Below are 19685 nucleotides of genomic sequence, written 5' to 3' on the forward strand. Positions count from 1 at the left end.
CCTCTCAGTAGCGGCTGCGGCCGGGGCCGCGGTCACGTCTCTTGCGCCAGCACACCGTGTGCCAGTGGCGGCGCTCCTCGTCGCCGCCCGTCCAGTTGGGCCAGGTCACCAAGTGCGGCTGGCCGGTGCGGATCTCCTGGTCGCAGCCGGGACAGCGGTAGTTCTTGGCCGAGGAGGCGCCGCTGAGCGCGCGCACCTTCCACTCCCCGTCGGGCCACTCCTCCACCCGGTCGGTGGCGCTGGGGAAGGCGATCGGCCGGGTGGACTCCTTGCGGCGGGCGCGGCGCGGGCTCATGGCCGGGGAAAAGCGCGCACGCCGGCGGTGACGAGCTGGTCGAGCAGCGGCGCGGGGGCGTAGGCGGCCTCGCGGTACTCGGCGTAGAGGGCGCGCAGCCCGTCGCGCACCACGGCCAGGCCGATCGTCTCCAGCGTCTCGAACGGCCCCGCCGGGTAGCCGCAGCCCAGCTTCATGGCGGTGTCGATGTCGCCGATGGAGGCGTAGCCCGACTCGTACATGCGCACGGCGTCGTTGAGGTAGGGGTAGAGCAGCGCGTCGGTGACGAAGCCGGCCCGGTCGCGGCAGGCGACGGGCGTCAGCCCGATCACCTTCATCAGGTCGCGGGCGCAGCGCGCGGCCTCCGGCGAGGTGAGGATGGTGGCGGCGAGCTCGGCGACGCGGTCGCCGACGACGCGCACGCCGACAAGCTTGGCCGGGTCGCGCAGCTGGACGGCGTGCTCGATCACCGGCCGGTCGGCGGCCCGCAGGATCACCTCGGGCTCGTCGGAGGACTTGAAGCCCGCCGCGCGCAGCCGCTCGCCGATCCCGGCGGGGTCGGGCCCGTCGACGCCGAAGGTGATCACCGACGACTTCTCGGGCTCGCGGCGCATCGGCTCGTCGCCGTGGAAGCCGCGCCCGGTCTTGCGGCCGAGCAGCCGGGCGGCGACGAGCTCGCGCAGCAGCGGCGCGGGGGCGTGCCGCCGGTCGCGGGTCTCGTCGAACAGCACCCCCATCACCTCGTACGCGGTGTCGAGGCCGATGAGGTCGAGCAGCTGGAAGGGGCCCATCGGCAGCCCGGCGCCGCGGGTCATGGCGGCGTCGATGTCGTCGCGCCCCGCCACGCACTGCTCCAGCAGCACGGCGGCGTGGTTGAGGTAGGGCAGCAGGAGCCGGTTGACCACGAACCCGGCGCGGTCGCCGACGGTCACCGGCGTCTTGCCCAGCCGGGCGGCCAGCTCGGCGATCTCGGCGGGCAGCCCGTCGTCGGTCACGACGGTGCCGACGACCTCGACGAGCTTCATGACCGGTGCCGGGTTGAAGAAGTGCAGGCCCACGACCCGGCCCGGCCTGCCGGTGGCGGCGGCCAGCGCGGTGACCGGGAGCGAGGAGGTGTTGGTGGCCAGCACCGTTTGCGGCTTGCAGATCCGGTCGAGGGCGCGGAACAGGCCGATCTTGTGGTCGAGGATCTCCGGGATCGCCTCGACGACCAGGTCGGCGTCACGCAGGTCCTCGCGTGAGGTGGTCAGCGTGATCAGGCCGAGGATCCGGTCCCGGCCGGGGCCGTCGAGCCTGCCTCTGTCGACCGCCCGTTGCGTCGATCTCTCCAGGTGGCCGCGCCCCCTGGCCAGGGCGTCGGCGTCGGCCTCGACGCCGATCACCCGCAGCCCGGCCCGTGCGAACACCTCCGCGATCCCGGCCCCCATCGTGCCGAGCCCGACCACTCCCACCATTTCGAACGCCATACCTGTAGTTTTCCAGAGCCGATAGGGTTGCCAGTCATGCGGCTGGTCATCGCGCGATGCAGCGTGGATTACATCGGACGGCTCACGGCACACCTGCCGATGGCGCCGAGGCTCGTTCTCATCAAGGCTGACGGCAGCGTGTCCATTCACGCCGACGACCGCGCCTTCAAGCCGCTCAACTGGATGAATCCGCCGTGCAAGCTCAAGGAGGACGACGGCACCTGGACCGTCACCCACGGCAAGACCGGCGAGAAGCTGGTCCTGACGATGGCGGAGATCCTGCACGACTCCAGCCACGAGCTGGGCGTCGACCCTGGCCTGATCAAGGACGGCGTCGAGGCGCACCTCCAGGAGCTGCTGGCCGAGCACATCACCACGCTGGGCGAGGGCTATTCGCTGATCCGGCGCGAGTACATGACGGCCATCGGCCCGGTCGACATCCTGTGCCGTGACGGCGGCGGCGCCACGGTGGCGGTGGAGATCAAGCGCCGCGGTGAGATCGACGGCGTCGAGCAGCTCACCCGCTATCTGGAGCTGCTCAACCGCGATCCGCTGCTGTCGCCGGTGCGGGGCGTGTTCGCCGCGCAGGAGATCAAGCCGCAGGCGCGGGTGCTGGCGGCCGACCGCGGCATCGACTGCGTGACGCTCGACTACGACGCCCTGCGCGGCATCGAGCCGGAGAACCCCACGCTCTTCTAGTAAGTGCTGATTTACCGGTCTATCGTGACGCCATGACGACGCTCACGTTCGACTCGCTCAACCCGGCCACCGGCGCGGTCGTCGGCAGCCATCCCAACCAGGACGCCGAGGCGGTCGGCGCGGCCGTGGCGCGGGCGGAGACGGCCGCCGCCTGGTGGGGCGGGCTGGGTCACGCCGGGCGCCGGCGGCGGCTGCTCGACGCCAAGGCGGTCGTCACCCGCCACCTGCGGGAGCTGGCCGCCCTGGTGCACGAGGAGACGGGCAAGCCGGTCGGCGACGCCACGCTGGAGATCGTGCTGGCCATCACGCACCTCGACTGGGCGGCCAGGCACGCCGAGAAGGTGCTGCGCAGGCGGCGCGTCGCGACCGGGATGATCGGCGTCAACCTGGCGGCCAGCCTCGAGTACCTGCCGCTGGGCGTCGTCGGCGTGATCGGGCCGTGGAACTATCCGGTCTTCACGCCGATGGGCTCGATCGCCTACGCGCTGGCGGCGGGCAACGCGGTCGTGTTCAAGCCGAGCGAGCTCACGCCGGGCGTCGGCGTGCGGATGGCGGAGCTGGTCGCCGAGGCGGTGCCGGAGCACCCGATCTTCCAGACGGTGACCGGCCTGGGCGAGACCGGCGCGGCGCTGGCCCGCGACCCGCGGGTCAAGAAGGTCGCGTTCACCGGCTCGACGGCGACGGCCAAGCGCGTCATGGCGGCCTGCGCCGAGAACCTGACGCCGGTGGTGATCGAGTGCGGGGGCAAGGACGCGTTCATCGTCGACGCCGACGCCGACCTGGAGGCCGCCGCCGACGCGTGCCTGTGGGGCGCGCTGTCCAACGCCGGGCAGACGTGCGTGGGCGTCGAGCGGGTGTACGTGGTCGACGCGGTCTACGAGCCGTTCATGCGCGAGCTGTCGCAGCGGGCCGCCTCGGTCCGGGCGGGCGAGCACTACGGGCCGATCACCATGCCGGGCCAGCTCGACGTCATCAGGCGGCACATCGACGAGGCCGCCAAGTCGGGCACGGTGGTCACCGGCGGGCCGGACTCGGTGCGGGCGCCGTTCGTCGACCCGGTGATCATGGCGGACGTGCCGGAGGACTCCCCCGCCGTCCGCGAGGAGACGTTCGGGCCGACGATCACCGTACGGCGCACCCGTGACGTGCACGAGGCGCTGGAGCTGGCCAACGCCTCGGCGTACGGGCTGGCGGGCACGGTGTTCTCGCGCAACAAGCGCCGGGCGATGGAGCTGGCCCGCGCGATGCGGACCGGGATGACGGCCGTCAACTCGGTCATCTCGTTCGCCGGAGTGCCCGCGCTGCCGTTCGGCGGGGTGGGAGACTCGGGGTTCGGGCGCATCCACGGCGCCGACGGGCTGCGCGAGTTCGCCCGGCCCAAGGCGGTCTCCCGTCAGCGGTTCGCGCTGCCGGGGATGAACCTGACCTCGTTCACCAGAGGCGAGCAAGAGCTTGAGCGGCTGATCAGACTTGTCACGTTCTTGCACGGCCGACGTAAGAGATAATCTTCATACTCTTTCCCTAATGCGATCATCCATCCATAATTGTGTGCTCGGGGGCCACGATCATGCGGACGGGTGGAATGTGAACCGGTCTTACCGGGGAATGTCGGCTGAGCAAAGGCTGGCGGACAGACGCGAGCGGCTGATGACAGCCGCCTACACGCTATACGCGAAACCAGGTTTCACGGTCACGACGATCGAAAGGCTGTGCTCGGAGGCGCGGATCTCCAACCGCGCCTTCTATGAATGTTTCAGCAGCCAGGAGGAACTCCTTCAGGTCCTCCACGAGCGGTGCGTGGAGGAAAGCCTGGCCGTCGTGGCCAAAGCGTTACAAGATGCGCCTAACACACTCGACGGGCGGATCAAAGCGGGGATACGGGCATATATCGAGTTCGCTACTGCTGACTGGCGCCGGGCCCGCATCATGCACGTCGAGGTGCGCCGGAGCGGCGACATCCTCTCGGCGTCCCGGCAGCGCGCCATCGACTCCTTCGCCCGCCTCGTGGAGGACGCCTCGGCCGAATTCCCGGCGGCCATCGTGGCGAATCGGCGCCTGGTGGCGCTCGGCGTAATTGGGGCGCTTCAGGAGCTACTCATCGAATGGCTCCTGGCAGAGGATCCGCCCGAGATCGACGAACTGGTGGCCGTGGCCGTGCACATCTTCGGCCGGTCGCTCGGAGCGTCGTGATGATTTGATTACGCACCGTGGTTTCATGGCCGAGTGATACGCGGGATTATCGGCATTTTCCTTATAGCGACGACCACCTCCTGCGCCGGACAAGTCCGGCAAATCAGCACACCTAGCGAGCCGCCCGGGGAAAAGGCCGTCCAGGAGACGGCCACCCGGCGCGATTGGTGCGAAAGCGTGCGCTGCGGTCTCGCCGACGGCGAACGGCCACCCCAGTTCGTGGTCATCTCCTTCGACGGCGCCGGGGTGGGCAACGGCTGGTTCCGCGCCTTCCGCGAGTCCGCGGCCCGCAACCGGGCCACCCTCACGTTCTTCCTGTCCGGCGTCTACCTCCTGCCCTCCGACCACCGCCGCCTCTACCGTCCCCCCGGCCACCGGCGCGGCAGCTCCGACATCGGCTTCCAGCGGCCCGCCAGGATGCGGCTGCAGGCCCGCGAGCTGACCGCCGCCTGGAACGCCGGCCACGAGATCGGCACCCACTTCAACGGCCACTTCTGCGGCAGCCGCGGCGTCAACTCCTGGTCGGCCGCCGACTGGCGCAGCGAGATCCGCCAGTTCCACCGCTTCGTCACCGACTGGCGGCGCAACTCCGGCCTGACGCACCTGCCCGACCTGCCGTTCCGGGTCCGCGAGGCCGTCCGCGGCGGCCGTACCCCTTGCCTGCAAGGTGACCGGCAGGCGATGTTCCGGGCCTTCCGCTCGTACGGGTGGCGCTACGACGCGTCGGGCACCGGCGTGGCGGCCTGGCCGCGCAAGCGGGCGGGCCTGTGGCAGTTCCCGCTGCCGGGCATCGACGTGGGCGGCCGGCAGGTGCTCGCCATGGACTACAACCTCTACGCGGTGCAGAGCGGCGCCAGGCCCGGCCCGCGGCGGCTACGGGACCGCTGGGGGCGGCAGGCGGGCCGCGCCTACGAGCGCGCCGTGGAGCGCTCGCTGCGCACCGACCGGGCCCCGGTGTTCATCGGCCACCACTTCGCGAGCTGGAACGGCGGCATCTACCAGCGGGCGCTGCTCGGGCTGATGGACCGGGTCTGCACCCGGCAGGAGGTGCGCTGCGTGTCGTTCGAGCAGCTCGCCGACTGGCTGGACGCCCAGACGCCGGCCACGCTGGCCAGGCTGCGGGGCAGGACCTGAAGGGAGCGGGCGGCGGCTGATCGCCACCCGGTCCGATATGTGTCGCTCAGGCCACCGCGGCGTGCGTCACCTCGACGTGGAGCACCCGATTCAGCCGGGTCACCGCAAGTATCCGCATGATCCGCGGGGGCACCCCCCGAAGGACGAGGCGGCGTTGCGCGCTCAGCGCGAGCCGATGCGTGCCCACGAGCACTCCGAGACCGGTGGCGTCGATCATCTCCAGCTTGGAGAGGTCGAGGATCAGGTCGCCCTCGCCGGAGTCGACGGCCTCGTGCAGCATCGTCCGCACGCCCGCCGACGTCCCCGCGTCGAGCCGCTGACCGGTCCGCACCACCTGTGCCTTCGGATTGCCCCGGACGCGCATGCCACCTCCTCAGAACAACGTGCGCCGGGGCGAACCCCGACACCTTCCCACTACCCAGCAATCGGCAACGACACGACCGCTCGCAGCAGAAAGTGCCCGTCGTCGACCGGACCGGCCGTCAGCGTGCCCCGCACGGCGCCCACCCGCTCGGCCAGCCCCGAAAGGCCGCTGCCCAGCTCGTCGCCGCTGCGGCCGGTCGCCCCGTCGTTGCGGACCCGCACCTCCGCCTCCTCGTCGGTGAACCGGATGAGGATGTCGCAGAAGGTGGCCGTGCTGTGCTTGAGCACGTTGGTCACCGCCTCGCGGACGACGTAGGCGAACACCGGCGCCACGCCTTCGGGCAGCTCGCGGTGGGGCAGGCGCGTCTCGCAGCGCACCCCCGCCGCTTCCAGGACCCCTTTCACGCTATTCAGCTCCGCGCCCAAGTCAAGCTCGCGGTAGCCGCGCACGGCCTGCCGCAGCTCCTTCAGCGCCTTCCTGGTGAGCGCGTGGACCTCGGTCATCTCCGCCTTGGCCGCCCCGGTGTCGGCGTCGGCCAGGCGCACCGCCAGCTCGGTCTTGACCGCGATGGCCGAGAGCTGGTGGCCGACCAGGTCGTGCAGGTCGCGGGAGAAGCGCAGCCGCTCCTCGGCGAGCGCGAGCCGCGTGTGCGCCTCCTTGCCCTCGCTGGCCTGGACGGCGAGCTGCCAGATCCACATCCACACCCGGTTCGTCCACGGGAACGCCACGCAGAACAGCCCGTAGATGAAGACCAGGTACGCCACGACGGGGCCGGCGCTCACGTCACGCAGGAGCAGGACGTCCGGGTCCAGCAGGTAGTTGCCCAGGCCCAGCAGCACCCCGGCGGCCATCGTGCCCACCGCCATGACCGTGGCGGTGCGGACCCGTACGCCGATCGCCGCCACCGACAGCCAGGCCGCCAGCGTGAACCCCCAGCTCATCGGGTCGGCCCCGCCGGCGCTCGCGGTCACCAGCGCGAGCACCCCGGCGATCGTGACCTCCCGCCGGGCGTAGCGGTCGCGCAGCACGGCCGAGACGGCCCGGTGGTAGTACCAGGTGAACGCCGTCACCGCGATCAGCCCGGGCACGACGCGCTGCCAGTGGACGTCCTCGGCGTGCAGGAACAGCCGCCCGATGATGAACAGCCACAGCATCACCACGATGGAGGCCATCATGTGCAGCGTGTGGCGCCGTGCCCGATCGATCGGATTCATCACTTGGCGCGCAGCACTTCACCCAGCTTGACCCGGGCGCCGGTCCGCAGCACGGCCCGCTCGTACACCTTGGCCCCGAAGGACAGCGTGGCGAGCACGGCGACGATCATCAGCGCGGCCGAGGCCCCGACCTCCCACAGCGGCACCTCGGTGGCGGCCATCCGCACCGGCATCACCATGGAGGAGAACGGCGGGACGAACGACACGATCGTGGCCAGCGTGCCGGTCGGGTCGCTGGTGGCGTAGAAGGCCACGAAGTAGGCGGCCATGATGAGCATGGTCAGCGGCGACATCACGTTGCCGACCTCCTCCTGGCGGGAGACCAGCGAGGCCAGGGCGGCGGCGAGCGTGGCGAAGAAGGCGTAGCCGAGCACGAACCAGACCAGCACGCCCGCCACGATGCCCGCCATGCCCGGCGGGAAGTCGGCGGCGAAGCCGGAGGCGAACGAGGCCGCGAGGCCGACCACGAGGATCGTGCCCAGGTTGATCAGGCCGAGCACGCCCAGCCCGATGATCTTGCCGCCGAGGAGCTGCCACGGCCGGATCGAGCTGAGCAGGATCTCCACGATCCGGCTGCCCTTCTCCTCGACCACGCCCATGGCGACCATCATGGTCTGTCCGATGATCAACATGAAGAGCACCAGCACGAGCACGACGGCGATCCCGGTGCGGGCGGCCTCGTAGCGGGTGTCGGCGCCGACCGACTGCATCTGCAGCGGCGGGATCGACACCCCGGCCGCGCCCAGCTTGACCTCCCGGTTCGTGCTCTGCATGAGCACGCCGAGCTCGGTCTCGATCTCGCCGTCGGTGATGACCCTGACGCCGTCGATGAGCGCGGCGTCCACGTCGCCGGCGAGCACCGCCTCCTTGGCCGCCTCCTCGTCCGGGAACGCGCGCCACTCGAACGTGGCGTCCGGCGCCGCCTGCGCCAGCGGGAGCTGCTGGGAGTTGACCGTGCCCACGGTGTAGGAGTCGGGGCGGTCGAGCAGCTTGGGGGCGAAGGCCAGCGCGCCGACCAGCACCGCGGTGATCAGCAGGCTGATCTTGAAAGCCCGCGTCCTGACCTGGGTGCCGATCTCGCGCCTGGCCACCAGCATCATGCCGTTCACGCCACGGCCTCCTTGAAGATCTCGGTGAGGGTCGGCTGCTCGACGCCGAAGTGCTCCACGTGCCCGGCCTTGAGTGCGCGGCGCAGGATCTCCTGGTCGTCGCCGCCGGCGACGAGCAGGGTGTGGCGGTCGCCGGTCACGCTGAGCTCGCCCGGCAGGCCGTCGGCCCAGCCCGGCGTCGCGCCGCGCACCACGACCCGCAGCGTGCCGCCCTCGGCGGCGCGCAGGTCGCCGACCGTGCCGCTGGCCACCATCCGGCCGGCCGACACGATGCCGACCGAGTCGCACAGCCGCTCGACCAGTTCGAGCTGGTGACTGGAGAAGATGACGGGGACGCCGCCGCGGCAGCGCTCCTGAAGGGCCGTGGCCAGCGTCTCGACCGCGATCGGGTCGAGCCCGGAGAACGGCTCGTCGAGGATCAGCACCTCGGGGTCGTGCACCAGCGCGACGGCGAGCTGCACACGCTGCTGGTTGCCCAGCGACAGCGACTCCACCGAGTCGTTCCTGCGCTCGGTCAGGCCCAGCCGCTCCAGCAGGTCGTCGGTGGCCTTCTTGGCCGCCGGCGCGCTCAGGCCGTGGAGCTGGCCGAAGTACTCGATCTGCTCGCCGGCGCGCATCTTCTGGTAGAGGCCGCGCTCCTCCGGCATGTAGCCGAACCGCTGCCGCTCGCCGTAGCCCAGCGGCTTGCCCTGCCAGCTCACCGAACCGGAGTCGGCCTTCAGGACCCCCATGACGATCCGCATCGTCGTCGTCTTGCCGGCGCCGTTCGCGCCGACGAACCCGAACATCTCCCCCGGCCGGACCGTGAAGCCGATCCCGTCCAGGGCGAGCTTGCCCTCGGTCGCCCCGGGGGCCGCGGCGAAGCGCTTGCGCAGTTCGCTGATCTCGAGCATCAGGTTCTCTCCTTCGTCATGCACCAATCGTCCCGTAACAGGCGTTAGCCCTGGTAGGTGCTGAAATCAGGAGCCTGGCATGCGCTACGCGTCCGTTCCGGATGACATTTGTCATTACGCTGGGCTCATGACGCGCGCAGACAAGGACAAGCCGGTCGTCCTCTCCCGCATCTACACCCGCACCGGAGACGACGGCACGACATCGCTCAGCGACATGAGCCGCACGTCCAAGACCGATCCGCGACTGGCCGCCTACGCGGACGTGGAAGAGGCCAACGCCCACCTCGGGCTGGCCCTCGCGCACGGCACCCTGCCCGCCGACCTCGTGGAAGTGCTGGTACGGGTCCAGAACGAGCTGTTCGACCTCGGCGCCGACCTCGCCACCCCGGTCACGGCCGACCCCGAGTTCCCGCCGCTGCGCGTCGAGCAGTCCTACATCGACCGGCTCGAAGAGCAGTGCGACCACTTCAACGCCCGGCTCAAGCCGCTGCGCAGCTTCATCCTGCCCGGCGGCGACCCCGCCACCGCGAGCCTGCACGTCGCCCGCGTTACCGTACGCCGGGCCGAACGCACCACGTGGGCGGCCCTGCACACCCACGACGACATGAACCCGCTGACCGCGACTTACCTCAACCGGCTGTCGGACCTGCTGTTCATCCTGTGCCGGATCGCCCACGCGGGCGACGAGATCCTCTGGAAGCCCGGCGGCACCCGCTGATCAGGCCCGCTGATCAGGCCCACTGATCAGGCGACGTCCAGGTAGGCGCTCGGCGGCGCCGACTCCAGCCAGGCCAGAAAACCGGTCAGCGCGTCGGCGCTCATCGCCAGCGACAGGTCACGGGTGGAGCCGGAGCAGTCGACCGCGTACAGGCCGCCGTCGATCTCCCTGCGCTGGGAAACGACGAGGCCGCGCCTCGCGATCGCGTGGCGCGGCCTCAGTCGCACACCCATGAGCGGAATCCAGTGGAGCTCTCCGTCGGCGTAGCGCGCTACGCCGCTCTGCCAGGCTCCCTGCCCGACACGCAGCCGGCAGGGTACGCTCCCCCGGCGCGCGAGCATGAAGTAACGCACGACCGCCAGAGCGGCGGCAAGCAGCGCACAGATCACCAAAGTCTCGACCATGCCTGCCGCCCCCTAGCGCTCGTAATATCAGACCTCTTCGCCCGCCGCGCGCAGCCGGGCCCTGGCCCGCTTCGCCTCGATGGCCGCGTCAGCGTCCTCCTGGTTGGCCTCGATCGAGGCCTGGGCCCGGTCGAGAGCGTCACGGGCAGCCGCGACGTCGACCTCGGAACCGAGCTCGGCCACCTCGGCGAGCACGGAGACCTCGTCGTCGGCCACGGAGATGAAACCGCCGTGGACCGCGGCGACCAGGTCGTCCTGGCCCTCCCGCTTTACCTTCAGCACGCCGCCCTCGACGAGGACGCCGAGCACGGGTGCGTGTTGCGGCATAATACCGATCTCGCCGTCCACGGTCTTGGCAATCACCATGTCGGCCTCGCCCGACCAGATCTCACGCTCGGGTGAGACAACCCCTACGCGTAGCTTCGCCACTTGTGTAGGTTCCTTTCCGATCAGGTGGTGGCCCGGCCGCAACCGCGCCACCACCGGTAGGGCGACTTAGCGACGCTCGAGTTCCTTGGCCTTGGCCACGGCCTGCTCGATGCCGCCGACCATGAAGAACGCCTGCTCGGGCAGGTGGTCGTACTCACCCGCGCAGAGGCCCTTGAAGGAGGCGATGGTCTCGTCCAGCGGCACGGTCTCGCCCGGCTGGCCGGTGAAGGCCTCGGCCGCGTACATCGGATGCGACAGGAAGCGCTCGATGCGGCGGGCCCGCTGGACGGTGACCTTGTCCTCCTCGGAGAGCTCGTCGATACCGAGGATGGCGATGATGTCCTGGAGCTCGCGGTACTTCTGCAGGATCCGCTTGGTCTCCTGGGCCACCCGGTAGTGCTCCTCGCCGACGATCTGCGGGTCGAGGATCCGGGAGGAGGAGTCGAGCGGGTCCACCGCGGGGTAGATGCCCTTCTCCGAGATCGGCCGCGAAAGCACGGTCTGCGCGTCGAGGTGCGCGAACGCGTTGTGCGGGGCCGGGTCGGTGATGTCGTCGGCGGGCACGTAGATCGCCTGCATGGAGGTGATCGAGTGACCGCGCGTCGAGGTGATGCGCTCCTGGAGCACACCCATCTCGTCGGCCAGCGTCGGCTGGTAGCCCACCGCGGACGGCATACGGCCGAGCAGCGTGGACACCTCGGAACCGGCCTGCGTGAAGCGGAAGATGTTGTCGATGAACAGGAGCACGTCCTGTCCCTGAACATCGCGGAAGTACTCCGCCATGGTCAGCGCCGACAGCGCCACCCGCAGACGGGTGCCCGGCGGCTCGTCCATCTGACCGAAGACGAGCGCGGTGTCCTTGAGGACGTCCGCCTCCTCCATCTCCAGCCAGAGGTCGTTGCCCTCACGGGTGCGCTCACCCACGCCGGCGAAGCACGAGGTGCCACCGAAGTTACGGGCGACGCGGCGGATCATCTCCTGGATCAGAACGGTCTTGCCGACGCCCGCGCCGCCGAACAGACCGATCTTGCCACCCTGCACGTACGGGGTGAGCAGGTCGATGACCTTGATGCCGGTGACCAGCAGCTCCGTGCGGGACTCGAGCTGGTCGAAGGCCGGCGACGGACGGTGGATGCCCCACCGCTCCTCGATCTTGAGCGAGGAGGTCGGCACGTCCAGCGTCTCGCCCAGCGCGTTCCACACGTGGCCCTTGACGACGTCGCCGACGGGCACCGAGATCGGCGCGCCGGTGTCGAGCACCGCCTGGCCGCGGACCATGCCGTCGGTCGGCTGCATCGAGATGGCCCGGACGAGGTTGTCACCCAGGTGCTGGGCGACCTCGAGGGTCAGGGTCTTGGTCTCGCCGCCGAGGGTCACCTCGACCTTGAGCGCGTTGTAGATCTCGGGCATCCCCTCGACGGGGAACTCCACGTCAACGACGGCGCCGGTGACGCGGGCCACGCGGCCAGTGCCGGCCGCGGGGGTTTCTACAGTTTCAACAGCCTCTGCAGTCATTTCACTCTTTCCCCGCTGCGGCGTCAGCGAGCGCGTTGGCGCCACCGACGATCTCGCTGATTTCCTGGGTGATCTCGGCCTGACGAGCCTGGTTCATCTGCTGGGTCAGCATCCGCATCAGCTCGTTGGCGTTGTCGGTGGCCGACTTCATCGCGCGCCGCCGCGCGGCCTCCTCGGAGGCCGCCGACTGCAGCAGCGCGGTGAAGATGCGCGACTCCACATAACGCGGCAGCAGCGTCTCCAGCACGTCGCCCGCCGTGGGCTCGAACTCGAAGTACGGCGGGATCGTGGTGGACTCCGTCGCCTCGGTCTCCTCGACCTCCAGCGGCAGGATCCGCCTGACCACGACGTTCTGCGTCAGCATCGAGACGAACTCGGTCGAGACGATGTGGATCTCGTCGATCCCGTTGTCGTCCTTGAAGGAGTCGATCAGCGTGTTTGCGATCTCCTTGGCGTCGGCGTAAGCCGGGTTCCTGGAGAAACCGACCCACTGCCCGCCCATCTCCCGCTGGCGGAAGGAGTGCCAGGTGACACCCTTGCGCCCGGTGACGAACGGGACGACGCTGAGGCCGCGGCCCTCCAGCAGCCCGCGCAGGGCCTCGGCCTCGCGCAGGACGTTGGCGTTGAAGCCGCCACAGAACCCGCTGTCGCTGGTGACGATGAGGACGCCCGCCTTGGCGGGGTTCTCCTTCGCCACGGTCAGCGGATGGTCGACGCTGGCCGCGTTGCTGACGACGCCGGTGACGGCGCGAGTGATCTCACGCTCGTACGGCAGCGCCGCCTGCATCCGCATCTGCGCCTTCACGATCCGCGAAGAGGCGATGAGCTCCTGGGCGCGCGTGATCTTCGCGGTCGACTTGACCGAGCTGATCCGCCGCCGCAGCAGCCTTAGCTGGGCACCCATGTCCTACTTCTCCGCCGCCGGACGGACGACCTTCTTGATCTTCTCCTGGCCGACCTCGTCGGCACCGAGCGGCGCCACCGGCTCGTCCTTGACCAGCAGCTCACCCGAGGAGGTGGTGAAGCCCTTCTTGAACTCCACGATCGCGTCCTTGAGCACGGTCACCGCGTCGTCGGACAGCTCGTTGGTCTCCCGGATGCCGTCGAAGACACCCTTGTGGGAGGAGCCGAGGTAGTCGAGGAACTCACCCTCGAAGCGGCGCACGTCCTCGACCGGCACCTCGTCGAGCTCACCGGTGGTGCCGGCCCACACCGACACGACCTGCTTCTCGACCGGGAACGGCGAGTACTGCGGCTGCTTGAGCAGCTCGACCAGGCGCTGACCGCGGTCGAGCTGGGCCCGGGACGCGGCGTCCAGGTCGGAGGCGAAGGCCGCGAACGCCTCCAGGTCGCGGTACTGCGACAGGGAGAGCTTGAGCGTGCCGGCCACCTTGCGCATGGCCTTGACCTGCGCCGAACCACCGACTCGGGAGACGGAGATACCGACGTTGATCGCGGGCCGGACACCCGCGTTGAACAGGTCGGTCTCCAGGAAGCACTGGCCGTCGGTGATGGAGATGACGTTGGTAGGGATGAACGCCGAGACGTCGTTGCCCTTCGTCTCGATGATCGGCAGACCGGTCATCGAGCCGCCGCCCATGTCGTTGGAGAGCTTCGCGCAGCGCTCCAGCAGGCGGGAGTGGAGGTAGAACACGTCGCCGGGGAAGGCCTCACGGCCCGGCGGGCGACGCAGCAGCAGGGACACGGCGCGGTAGGCGTCGGCCTGCTTGGTCAGGTCGTCGAAGACGATGAGAACGTGCTTGCCCTGGTACATCCAGTGCTGGCCGATGGCCGAGCCGGTGTAGGGGGCGAGGTACTTGTAGCCGGCCGGGTCGGAGGCGGGGGCGGCGACGATGGTCGTGTACTCGAGCGCGCCGGCCTCCTCCAGCCGCGCCTTGACCTGCGCGATGGTCGAGCCCTTCTGGCCGACGGCGACGTAGACGCAGCGGACCTGCTTCTCCGGGTCGCCCGACAGCCAGCCCTCGCGCTGGTTGAGGATGGTGTCGACCGCGATCGCGGTCTTGCCGGTGCCACGGTCGCCGATGATCAGCTGACGCTGGCCGCGGCCGATCGGCGTCATGGCGTCGATGGCCTTGATGCCGGTCTGCAGCGGCTGCTTCACCGGCTGCCGCTGGACGACCGACGGGGCCTGGAGCTCAAGGGCGCGCAGGCCCTCGGACTCGATGGCGCCCTTGCCGTCCAGGGGGTTGCCCAGGGGGTCGACCACGCGGCCGAGGAAGGCGTCACCGACGGGCACGGACAGGACCTCGCCCGTCCGGCGGACCGTCTGGCCCTCCTCGATGCCGCTGAACTCGCCCAGGACCACGGCACCGATCTCACGGGTGTCGAGGTTCAGTGCCAGGCCGCGCGTGCCGTTCTCGAACTCGAGCAGCTCGTTCGCCATCGCCGAGGGAAGGCCGGAGACATGGGCGATGCCGTCGCCGGCGTCGACGACGGTCCCGATCTCCTCGCGCGCGGCGCCTTCCGGTTCGTACGCCTGGACGAAGCGCTCAAGCGCGTCCCGGATCTCGTCCGGCCGGATCGTAAGCTCCGCCATCTCTACTCTGTCTCCCTCTTCGCCTAGCCGGCCAACCGGCGGCGGACTTCTTCGATTCGTCCCACGATTGTGGTGTCGATGATCTCGTCGCCGATGCGGACCGAGAACCCACCGAGCACTCGCTTGTCCACCTCGACATTCAGGTGCACGTCTCGGCCGTAGGAGGAGCGCAGCCAGGCGGCGAGCCGCTGCTTCTGCGTCTCCGTCAGCTCGACGGCACTGCGCACGACCGCCACGAGACGCTGGCGCTGCTCGGCCACAAGGCGGCCGAACTCCTCCAGCCCCGTCTCCAGGCTACGTCCTCGCGGATGCACTGCCACCTGCGCGATGAGCCGCTGGGTGGTCGGTGCTGCCTTGCCGCCGAGCAGACCCGCGAGCAGCTCGCGCTTGCCCGCCTCGGGGGCGGCGGCATCGGCGAGCGCCCGGCGCAGGTCCGGGTTGGCGGCGACGATGCGGCCGAAGCGGAAGAGCTCGTCCTCCACCTCGTCCAGCTTGCGCTGACCCTCCGCCTCGGCGGCGGCGGCGACCACGCCCAGGCGCTCCAGCACGTCGGCCAGGTCGCCGGCACGCGACCACCTGGCCGAGACGGCGGCCTCGGTCGTGGCGACCGTGGCCTCGCTGACCTTGCCCTGGAGCAGCGCGCGGGCCGTGGCGGCCTTCTGCTCGCCGGCCCGGGACTGGTCGGACAGGGCGCGACGCAGGCCGTGCTCGCGGTCGAGCAGATCCGCGACAGCGAACAGCTCGTCGGAGAGCGCGCCGAGGTCGGCACTACCGGCGACCGCGTTGAAGCGCTCCTCGACCTCTGCCAGCGAAGTCCTGCTCAAGCCCCTCATTAACGCACCGCCTGCGCGTTAGAGCTCTCCAGCTCGTCGAGGAACCGGTCGACGATGCGGCTCTGCCGCGACTCGTCCTCCAGGGACTCGCCGACGATGCGGCCGGCGAGCTCGGTCGACAGGCGACCGACCTCGTTGCGGAGCTGGGCGAACGCCGCCTGCCGGTCGGCCTCGATCTGGGCGTGCGCCGCCTCGACGAGACGGCGGGCCTCGGCCTGCGCCTCCTCGCGGAGCTCAGCCTTGATCTGCGCCGCCTGCTCGCGAGCCTCCTCGCGCAGCCGGGCCGCGTCACGCCTGGCCTCTTCGAGCTGCTCGGCGTACTGCTGCTGCAGGACCTGGGCCTGGGCCTGGGCCTCTTCCGCCCTCTTGATGCCGCCTTCGATGGCGTCGGTGCGCTCGGCCAGCGTCTTCTGCACACGCGGGACGAGGATCTTTCCGACGACCAGGACGACGACGAAGAACGCGAAGACGCCGACGACGAGCTCGTAAGTGTGCGGCATGAGAGGGTTGGCGCCCTCCTCCGCAACGATGAGCTTAGCTGCCGTGATCATGGTTGCAGCCTTTCGTCAGAGGGGATGATCAGGCGATGCCCTGGAAAATGAACGGGGCGACCAGACCGATCAGGGCGAGGGCCTCGGTGAGGACGAAGCCGAGGAGCATGTTCTGGCGGATCAGGCCGTAGGCCTCGGGCTGACGCGCGATGGCCTGCACGCCCTGACCGAAGATGATGCCGACGCCGATGCCGGGGCCGATGGCGGCGAGACCGTAACCGATGGCGGTGACGTTGCCGGAGACCTCAGCGAGAACGCTCATTGCTGTTTTCCTTTACTGGACGGCCGGTGATTCGGAATTTCACCGGTCTGGACTAATCCGGTCTGTGGTTCTCAGTGATCCGCGTGCAGCGAGCTGCCGATGTACATCGCGGCCAGCATCGCGAACAGGAACGCCTGCAGGTACATGATGAACATCTCCAGGCCCGTGAGCAGGATGGTCATCACCACCCCGATGACGCCGATGGGGGCGCCGAGCGGGGTCAGCTTCTCGAAGAGGAACCAGAAGCCCACCATGCTGAAGAAGGCCAGCAGCATGTGGCCCGCGAACATGTTGGCGAACAGTCGCACCGCGTGCGTGAAGGGCGCGATGATCATGTTCGACAGGAACTCGATCGGGGCCAGCAGGAAGTAGATCGGCTTCGGCAGTCCCGGCGGGAACATCATGTTCTTGAAGTAGCCGATGCCGCCCTGGTGCTTGATGCCCAGGTAGATCTTGAGGATGTAGATGGTTGCCGCGAGCACGATCGGGAAGGCGATGTGCGAGGCGACCGGGAACTGGAGGACCGGGACGACGCCCAGGAGGTTCCAGACCAGCACCAGGAAGAAGATCGAGACCAGCAGGCCCATCCACCGGTCGGCGTCCTTGCCCAGGAAGGGCCGGGCGACCTGGTCGCGGACGAACATGTAGCCGAGCTCGACGACGTTCTGCATGCCCCGGGGCACCAGCTTCGGGCTGGCGAAGGCCGCCCAGCAGATGCCGATCACCAGGACCGAGCTGAAAAGGGCGAGGAGCACCGGCTTGGTGAACCATTCGACCCCGGGAATGATCGGGGGCAGAGTGAACAGCTCGTCAGGCGTAGGCGCCCCGAACTCTCCCGGAGGTGCTAGGACCGTCAGCGCACTCACGCGGCGTTCCCTTCAACGTCGTAGTGGATCACAGAAGTTTCCTCGGAGATGCGGTCGCGCCGTACGGCTAGCGACCGTGTCTCCGGTAGACCGCGTAGCCGGCGAGCGAGACCCCCAGGACGATGCCTATGGGGAAGAACGCGGACATGTCGAGCCAGCGGTCCAACAGCCACCCGAGTCCGCCGTAGACTGCCATCCCGGCGAGGAGGTAGCTGGGGACCGACCACATGGCGTCGGAGAAGTCCCGACCGTCGGTTTCCGGTCGGCGTTCCTGTTGGCTCATCGCGGCCCTGACGATAGCAGGCGAGCAGAGGACTAGTCATATCGGACCCCGCGTTTTACCAGGCTCATCAGTCGCCCTGCCCGGGGACCTTGGCGTCGGGGTCGACATAGAGCATCTTCGTCTTCATGAAGGCGCGGACTTCGAAGGCGGTCCAGACGACGGTGCCGGCCACGACGGTCCAGGCGAACGCCTGCGTGTTCCACAGCGTGGTGTCACGGAAAGTGACCAGCATCACCATGATGACGATGACTTTGACGAGGTAGCTGACCATCGCGGCGATGGCCATCATCTGCGGAGAGACGCGCGCCGCGTAGGCGACGGCCACCACGCTGATGCTGAAGAAGACGCCGACGAGTAGAACGCCGAGCAGTGCGCCGAGGGCGCCGCCGCCGCCCGCCACCAGAAGGCTCACGACCACGGCCACCGCCCCTACCCCGAGGGTGGGAATCGCGGCGCTTTTGAGTACGCGCACGTCGTTGGCCTGCATCGGAGCTCCATCAACGAGTTATCAAGCGAGCGTTTGCTACCCCCAGAACATTCGCGTTTGGGGGCCCCTGCTCGTGAAAGATATCACAAGCTCACGGAAGACCGCTTTTACCTGTGGTTTCTAGTTCACGATCATGAACGGCCCGGGTAGACCGGAATGACCGGGTTACGCTCCGCGCTCGCCCGGTCCTGCTGCGACGGGCCCGCCTCCGGCGGCATCCGCCGCCTGACCTCGGACTCCGGCACGATCGGCGGCATCGGGCCGGTGGGCGGGCCGTCGTCGTCATGGTTTCCGCCGGCCCTGCGCGCGCCGCCCCGGCCCCGCCACCGGGGCGCGGCCATCAGCAGCACCAGCACCGCCAGCGCCACCACGATCACGATCGGGAACAGCAGCACCGGCACACCCCACGTGGCCATCGCCACGATGCCGAACGCGAACACGAACGCCCACGCGTACATGATCAGCACCGAACGGCGGTGCGAGTGGCCGATGTCCATCAGCCGGTGGTGCAGGTGACCGCGGTCGGGCGCGAACGGCGACATGCCGTGAGAGGTGCGCCGCACGACGGCGGTGATCAGGTCGATCAGCGGCAGGACCAGCACGCCCGCCGGGACCAGCAGCGGCAGCAGCACGCCGAAGCGGTTGATGCCCTCGATGACCGACGGGTCGACCGGCGTCACGGTGACGATCGACGACGCCAGCACCAGGCCGATCAGCATCGCCCCGGTGTCACCCATGAAGATCTTGGCCGGATGGAAGTTGTGCGGCAGGAAGCCCAGGCAGGTGCCGATGAGGACGGCGGCGATCGCCGCGGTCGTCGTGATGCGGTCACCCGAGATGCTCTGCGCGAGAAAGATCGAATAGGCCCAGGTGGCCATGCCCGCGATGCACACGATCCCGGCCGCCAGCCCGTCGAGCCCGTCGACGAAGTTGACCGCGTTGATCGCCACCACCACGACGAGGATCGTGATGATCGTGCTCAGTGTGTAGTCGAGGCTGGTGGAGCCGCCCCAGTCCTTCGGCAGCGGGATGTAGGTCAGCCGCAGGCCGAAGGCGACCAGCACCCCGGCCGCCGCGATCTGGCCGGCCAGCTTGATGAAGGGGTCCATGCCCCACCAGTCGTCCAGGAAGCCCGTCACCGTGATCAAACCGCCGGCCACGATGAGCGCCAGCACCGGCTGGCCCTCCGCGTCGCCCAGCGCCCGGCCCGTGTTGGCCAGCTCGCTCGCGATCAGCAGGCCCGCGACCAGCCCGCCGTACATCGCCAGCCCGCCCAGCCTGGGCGTCGGCGTGGTGTGCACGTCACGTTCGCGAATCTCCGGCGCCGCCCCGATGCGGATGGCGAAGCGGCGCACCAGCGGGACGAGCAGATACGTCACCGCGGCCGCGACGAGTGCCATGAACAGATATTCGCGCACGGACCTAGTTTCCCGGATG

23 protein-coding genes are annotated in these 19685 nt (G+C 69.4%); 5 read left to right on the forward strand and 18 right to left on the reverse strand.

From position 1 onward, the window contains the following. Window positions 1–4: 4 nt before the first annotated feature. Together KME80_RS15925 and KME80_RS15930 are read right to left on the reverse strand one after the other, a co-directional pair. The gene (locus KME80_RS15925) at window positions 5–295 is read right to left on the reverse strand and encodes an Rv1322 family protein (RefSeq protein ID WP_219505822.1); all 291 of its coding nucleotides are present in this window, start codon (window positions 293–295) and stop codon (window positions 5–7) included. Then, window positions 292–1740 carry a 3-hydroxyacyl-CoA dehydrogenase gene (locus KME80_RS15930; RefSeq protein WP_219505824.1) on the reverse strand — a complete coding sequence of 483 codons (1449 nt, stop codon included), beginning with the start codon at window positions 1738–1740 and terminating at the stop codon, window positions 292–294. Before KME80_RS15930 ends, KME80_RS15925 begins: the two co-directional genes overlap by 4 nt. 36 nt (window positions 1741–1776) lie before the next feature. Between KME80_RS15930 and nucS the strand changes: the two genes are divergently transcribed. From nucS to KME80_RS15950, 4 genes are all read left to right on the forward strand, one after another. Beyond that, window positions 1777–2439 carry an endonuclease NucS gene (gene nucS / locus KME80_RS15935; protein ID WP_219505826.1) on the forward strand — a complete coding sequence of 221 codons (663 nt, stop codon included), beginning with the start codon at window positions 1777–1779 and terminating at the stop codon, window positions 2437–2439. 32 nt (window positions 2440–2471) lie between these two features. Then, window positions 2472–3944 (forward strand): aldehyde dehydrogenase family protein, encoded by a 1473-nt coding sequence (locus KME80_RS15940; protein WP_219505829.1) that lies wholly within the window; start codon window positions 2472–2474, stop codon window positions 3942–3944. Between the two features lie 142 nt (window positions 3945–4086). Further along, window positions 4087–4629: a TetR/AcrR family transcriptional regulator gene (locus KME80_RS15945; protein WP_246645039.1), complete on the forward strand. Its 543-nt coding sequence runs from the start codon at window positions 4087–4089 to the stop codon at window positions 4627–4629. 177 nt (window positions 4630–4806) lie between these two features. Continuing rightward, a complete protein-coding gene (locus KME80_RS15950; RefSeq protein WP_219505831.1) occupies window positions 4807–5763 on the forward strand; it encodes a polysaccharide deacetylase family protein in 957 nt (318 codons plus the stop codon). Window positions 5764–5809: 46 nt separating this feature from the next. On the opposite strand, the gene KME80_RS15955 is transcribed toward KME80_RS15950, so the two are convergent. The 4 genes from KME80_RS15955 to KME80_RS15970 are packed head-to-tail and all read right to left on the reverse strand — an operon-like array spanning window position 5810 to window position 9343. Continuing rightward, window positions 5810–6127, reverse strand: a complete 318-nt coding sequence (locus tag KME80_RS15955; RefSeq protein ID WP_219505833.1) for an STAS domain-containing protein — start codon at window positions 6125–6127, stop codon at window positions 5810–5812. Between the two features lie 50 nt (window positions 6128–6177). Beyond that, window positions 6178–7341, reverse strand: a complete 1164-nt coding sequence (locus tag KME80_RS15960) for a sensor histidine kinase (protein WP_219505835.1) — start codon at window positions 7339–7341, stop codon at window positions 6178–6180. Beyond that, window positions 7341–8441: an ABC transporter permease gene (locus KME80_RS15965; protein WP_246645052.1), complete on the reverse strand. Its 1101-nt coding sequence runs from the start codon at window positions 8439–8441 to the stop codon at window positions 7341–7343. Before KME80_RS15965 ends, KME80_RS15960 begins: the two co-directional genes overlap by 1 nt. A gap of 5 nt (window positions 8442–8446) precedes the next feature. After that, a complete protein-coding gene (locus KME80_RS15970; RefSeq protein WP_219505847.1) occupies window positions 8447–9343 on the reverse strand; it encodes an ABC transporter ATP-binding protein in 897 nt (298 codons plus the stop codon). A 127-nt stretch (window positions 9344–9470) separates the two neighbouring features. Here KME80_RS15970 and KME80_RS15975 point away from each other — a divergent pair, with 127 nt between their 5' ends. Beyond that, a complete protein-coding gene (locus KME80_RS15975; protein WP_219505849.1) occupies window positions 9471–10061 on the forward strand; it encodes a cob(I)yrinic acid a,c-diamide adenosyltransferase in 591 nt (196 codons plus the stop codon). A gap of 26 nt (window positions 10062–10087) precedes the next feature. On the opposite strand, the gene KME80_RS15980 is transcribed toward KME80_RS15975, so the two are convergent. The 12 genes from KME80_RS15980 to KME80_RS16035 all read right to left on the reverse strand — a co-directional run bounded on the left by KME80_RS15980 (window position 10088) and on the right by KME80_RS16035 (window position 19666). Next, complete coding sequence (locus tag KME80_RS15980) at window positions 10088–10465, reverse strand: DUF2550 domain-containing protein (protein WP_219505851.1); 378 nt, start codon at window positions 10463–10465, stop codon at window positions 10088–10090. A gap of 27 nt (window positions 10466–10492) precedes the next feature. Then, window positions 10493–10894, reverse strand: a complete 402-nt coding sequence (locus KME80_RS15985; RefSeq protein ID WP_049561059.1) for a F0F1 ATP synthase subunit epsilon — start codon at window positions 10892–10894, stop codon at window positions 10493–10495. Between the two features lie 66 nt (window positions 10895–10960). Next, on the reverse strand, window positions 10961–12409 hold the full coding sequence (gene atpD / locus KME80_RS15990) for a F0F1 ATP synthase subunit beta (protein WP_219505866.1): 1449 nt from the start codon (window positions 12407–12409) through the stop codon (window positions 10961–10963). Window position 12410: 1 nt separating this feature from the next. After that, window positions 12411–13313, reverse strand: a complete 903-nt coding sequence (locus KME80_RS15995) for a F0F1 ATP synthase subunit gamma (RefSeq protein WP_219505868.1) — start codon at window positions 13311–13313, stop codon at window positions 12411–12413. A gap of 3 nt (window positions 13314–13316) precedes the next feature. Then, window positions 13317–14966, reverse strand: coding sequence for a F0F1 ATP synthase subunit alpha (gene atpA / locus KME80_RS16000; RefSeq protein WP_219505869.1), 1650 nt, complete (start codon window positions 14964–14966; stop codon window positions 13317–13319). A 23-nt stretch (window positions 14967–14989) separates the two neighbouring features. Then, window positions 14990–15799, reverse strand: a complete 810-nt coding sequence (locus tag KME80_RS16005; protein WP_219505870.1) for a F0F1 ATP synthase subunit delta — start codon at window positions 15797–15799, stop codon at window positions 14990–14992. After that, window positions 15799–16350, reverse strand: coding sequence for a F0F1 ATP synthase subunit B (locus KME80_RS16010; protein ID WP_219505872.1), 552 nt, complete (start codon window positions 16348–16350; stop codon window positions 15799–15801). The genes KME80_RS16005 and KME80_RS16010 overlap by 1 nt, the downstream gene beginning before the upstream one ends. 28 nt (window positions 16351–16378) lie before the next feature. Next, window positions 16379–16612, reverse strand: a complete 234-nt coding sequence (gene atpE / locus KME80_RS16015; protein ID WP_049561045.1) for an ATP synthase F0 subunit C — start codon at window positions 16610–16612, stop codon at window positions 16379–16381. Window positions 16613–16683: 71 nt separating this feature from the next. After that, on the reverse strand, window positions 16684–17478 hold the full coding sequence (atpB, locus tag KME80_RS16020; RefSeq protein ID WP_219505873.1) for a F0F1 ATP synthase subunit A: 795 nt from the start codon (window positions 17476–17478) through the stop codon (window positions 16684–16686). A 67-nt stretch (window positions 17479–17545) separates the two neighbouring features. Next, window positions 17546–17761 (reverse strand): AtpZ/AtpI family protein, encoded by a 216-nt coding sequence (locus tag KME80_RS16025; protein WP_246645040.1) that lies wholly within the window; start codon window positions 17759–17761, stop codon window positions 17546–17548. Window positions 17762–17828: 67 nt separating this feature from the next. Then, window positions 17829–18248, reverse strand: a complete 420-nt coding sequence (locus tag KME80_RS16030; RefSeq protein WP_219505875.1) for a Cg1360 family ATP-synthase-associated protein — start codon at window positions 18246–18248, stop codon at window positions 17829–17831. A 131-nt stretch (window positions 18249–18379) separates the two neighbouring features. Beyond that, the gene (locus KME80_RS16035; RefSeq protein ID WP_219505876.1) at window positions 18380–19666 is read right to left on the reverse strand and encodes a glycosyltransferase family 4 protein; all 1287 of its coding nucleotides are present in this window, start codon (window positions 19664–19666) and stop codon (window positions 18380–18382) included. Window positions 19667–19685 lie beyond the last annotated feature (19 nt).

Source organism: Nonomuraea ceibae (assembly GCF_019396325.1).
GTDB classification, from domain to species: Bacteria; Actinomycetota; Actinomycetes; order Streptosporangiales; family Streptosporangiaceae; genus Nonomuraea; species Nonomuraea ceibae.